Origin of the sequence: Mesorhizobium sp. M1A.F.Ca.IN.020.04.1.1 (genome assembly GCF_003997315.1) — a bacterium.
Classification (GTDB): Bacteria; Pseudomonadota; Alphaproteobacteria; order Rhizobiales; family Rhizobiaceae; genus Mesorhizobium.
In genome coordinates this window covers 1-3,180 of sequence record NZ_RZSN01000315.1, presented here as the reverse complement: position 1 = coordinate 3,180, position 3,180 = coordinate 1, and the positions used below count along the sequence as shown (strand labels likewise).

Annotated in this window: 2 protein-coding genes; both read left to right on the top strand. The window is 58.2% G+C overall.

All coding sequences use genetic code 11. The features are described 5' to 3' along the window. A partial coding sequence (locus EOA49_RS31135) for an ATPase, T2SS/T4P/T4SS family (protein ID WP_164749360.1) occupies window positions 1-635 on the top strand: 635 nt, incomplete at its 5' end. After that, entirely contained in the window at window positions 632-2,773 is a 2,142-nt protein-coding gene (locus EOA49_RS31130) for a type IV secretory system conjugative DNA transfer family protein (RefSeq protein WP_127243567.1), read from the top strand. The genes EOA49_RS31135 and EOA49_RS31130, both read left to right, overlap by 4 nt. Window positions 2,774-3,180 lie beyond the last annotated feature (407 nt).

Here is a 3,180-nt window from a genome sequence, read left to right as displayed (position 1 = left end):
ACAGCGGCTCGCTCGACAAAGTATCTGTCGCTGTCGGCGGCCTAAGCGACATCGATCGCGACTTGATAGCGCATCTGCGCGCCGGCCGTATCTATGAGTTCATCCACACGGCGATCACGAAACGGGTGTCGATCCTGATCAGCGGCGGCACTTCCTCCGGCAAGACGACGTTTCTCAACGCATGCTTGAAAAGCATCGATGCCAATGAGCGCATCCTTACGCTGGAAGACACACGCGAGCTGTTCCCGCCCCAGGCCAACAAGGTGCACCTCGTCGCCTCAAAGGGCGATCAGGGCACGGCTGATGTGACGATTCAAAGCCTGCTTGAAGCATCGCTTCGGATGCGCCCCGATCGTTTGTTTGTCGGCGAAATCCGCGGCGCGGAAGCCTTCTCGTTTCTCCGCGCAATCAACACCGGCCACCCCGGCAGCATGTCCACTGTCCATGCCGACACGCCAATGGGTGCCTACGAGCAACTCGCCATGATGATGCAACAGGCTGGCATGTCGTCAGGTTATTCCAAAGCCGATCTGATGTCCTACATTCAAATGGTCATCCCGATCGTCATCCAGCTCCGCCGCGACGGCGGGAAGCGCGGCGTGTCGGAGATCTTCTTTGCCCGGGATGACTCATGAGCCAGGGCTATAAGGCCTTCTACCTGATCTTCTGCACCGGAATCGTGTTTGCAGTCTGGATTCTCGGCTATGGCCTCGGCCTGCAGGTTTTTTTCCGTGACGGCCGAATTCTCGAAACGACGATCACCACCAACCCATTCGCACCATTGCAACAATTCTGGCTCTACAAGAGCAACACCACATTGCAGATGGTCGCGATCGGGGCGCTCGTTCCCGCGCTCCTCGCCGGCGGCCTCGTCGCTTATATCGGCCTTCGGCCGCAAGGCAGCCCACTCGGTGACGCGGCCTTTCAGGACATCGCCTCTCTGCGCCGCGGCAAGTGGTTTCGCAAAGCCGGCCATGTCTTCGGTCGCGTCGGCCGCAATATCCTCCGCACCAAGGATGATCGTCACCATCTGATCATCGGCCCGACAAGATCGGGCAAAGGCGCTGGCTATGTCATTCCCAATGCTCTGATGCATGAAGGGTCGATGATTGTCACCGACCTCAAGGGAGAGATTTTCAAGGCAACCGCCGGCTATCGCCGGCGCAACGGCAGCCAGGTCTTCCTTTTCGCGCCGGGCGCAGAGAGGACCAACCGCTACAACCCTCTCGACTTCATTCGCCAGGAACGCGGAAATCGCACGACCGACATCCAGAACACGGCGAGCATTCTCGTTCCCGAAAACACCGAATCCGAAAACTCGGTGTGGCAGGCCACCGCTCAACAGGTCATGGCAGGCGCTATCAGCTATGTGCTGGAAAGCCCGTTTTACAACGGCCGGCGCAATCTCGGGGAGGTCAACTCGTTCTTCAACAGCGGCGTCGACCTGCAGGCCTTGATGAAATTCATCAAGGCAAAAGAGCCGTACCTGTCCAAATTCACGTTGGAAAGCTTCAACGCCTACCTAGCCCTTTCCGAGCGCGCCGCCGCTTCGGCCTTGCTCGATATTCAGAAGGCGATGCGGCCGTTTAAGAACGAGCGTGTAGTCGCCGCGACGAACGTCACCGACATGGATCTCCGGGCGATGAAGCGTCGGCCGATCACTGTCTACCTCGCGCCCAACATCACGGATATCACGCTGCTCAAGCCGCTCCTGACGCTGTTCGTGCAACAGACAATGGACATTCTTACCCTCGAGCACGATCCGAACTCGCTGCCGGTCTACTTCCTGCTCGACGAGTTTCGGCAGCTCAAGAAGATGGACGAGATCATGACGAAGCTGCCCTATGTGGCAGGGTACAAGATCAAGCTCGCCATCATCATCCAGGACTTGAAGAACCTCGACGAGATTTACGGCGAAACCTCCCGGCATTCGCTGCTCGGCAATTGTGGCTATCAGCTCATTCTAGGCGCGAATGATCAGGCGACCGCAGACTATGCATCCCGTGCGCTCGGCAAGCGGACCATTCGCTACCAGTCGGAATCCCGCACGATCGAGTTGCTCGGCCTGCCAAGGCGCACCAAGGTCGAACAGATTCGCGAGCGTGACCTGATGATGCCGCAGGAAATCCGACAGATGCCGGAGAGAAAGATGGTACTGCTTATTGAAGGCCAGCGCCCGATCTTCGGCGACAAGCTGCGATTTTTCGAGACACAACCATTCAAGTCCGCGGAGGCGTTTTCGCAGACGCACATTCCGGATGTACCGCCGATCGAATACCTCCCGGTTCAGCCGGTTCCGGCTTTGACTGACGATTACAACCGGGCAGGCCAGCCCGCCGAAGATGTCGGGGCCCCGACTTCCGGAATGGCTGATTCCAAAACGAGAATGTCACCACTATTCAACGGCGCTGAGATGATGCCGACTGTCGCTGCAAACGCGAAACCGACGCCGGCAACAAAGGAGCCAGCAACCCGCACCGTGAATCGCAACGCCAGCCTGCCGAAACCCAAACACGCCAAGGCGGCGTCGAGTGGCGGATCTGGGAATGAAGGTGAGGAAAAACCGGAGGTAGCGGCGATCGACGCCCGGATTAACATTGCCGAAGAAAGCCTGAAACCTAGCGCTGAACGCCTCAAGGAGACGGTTTCGCGGAAAGTCGAAAAGCTCGGCCAAACATCGCCCACGAAACGGCGAAACTATCTGGATATTTTCGCGACGACGGTCCCCGATCCCGTCGAACTCGGTTTGGAGACCGCCGAAGCCCGAGCATAAAGAGCGCCAATTGTGATGCGAATTCACAAGCGAAGTGTAGCGCTCAGAAGAAAAGCGCAATGCCAGCGTCAAGGGAATGTTGCATAAGGGTTGTGAAAAAGCTCCGGTTCGGCCGTCCATCGGAACGAGCAAGGAGCGCCAGGAGCAGTCCTCTCTGGGTCGCACTCTAAATGTCTCGAACGGGGCCGCAAGCAGACAGGCGGCTTTTGAGGTGATCGGCCAAAAAACCAGACCCTGGATTCGCCTTGATGTGGCGGTCCGTTGGCTAAGAAAGCGAGACTCCACGGCTTGTCGCTGGAGCCCCGTCCCACGACTATTCGGCGGCCATTCTGGCACCGGATTTATCTGCGAGCAGAACGGCGATCCCATCGACGGCCTGCGCCGCCCGCTTCAGGATAAGTTCGGAC

What these genes read in the sequence shown, in the direction of transcription:
- EOA49_RS31130 (WP_127243567.1), top strand. Translation starts at nt 632, where the DNA reads ATGAGCCAGGGCTATAAGGCCTTCTACCTGATCTTCTGCACCGGAATC.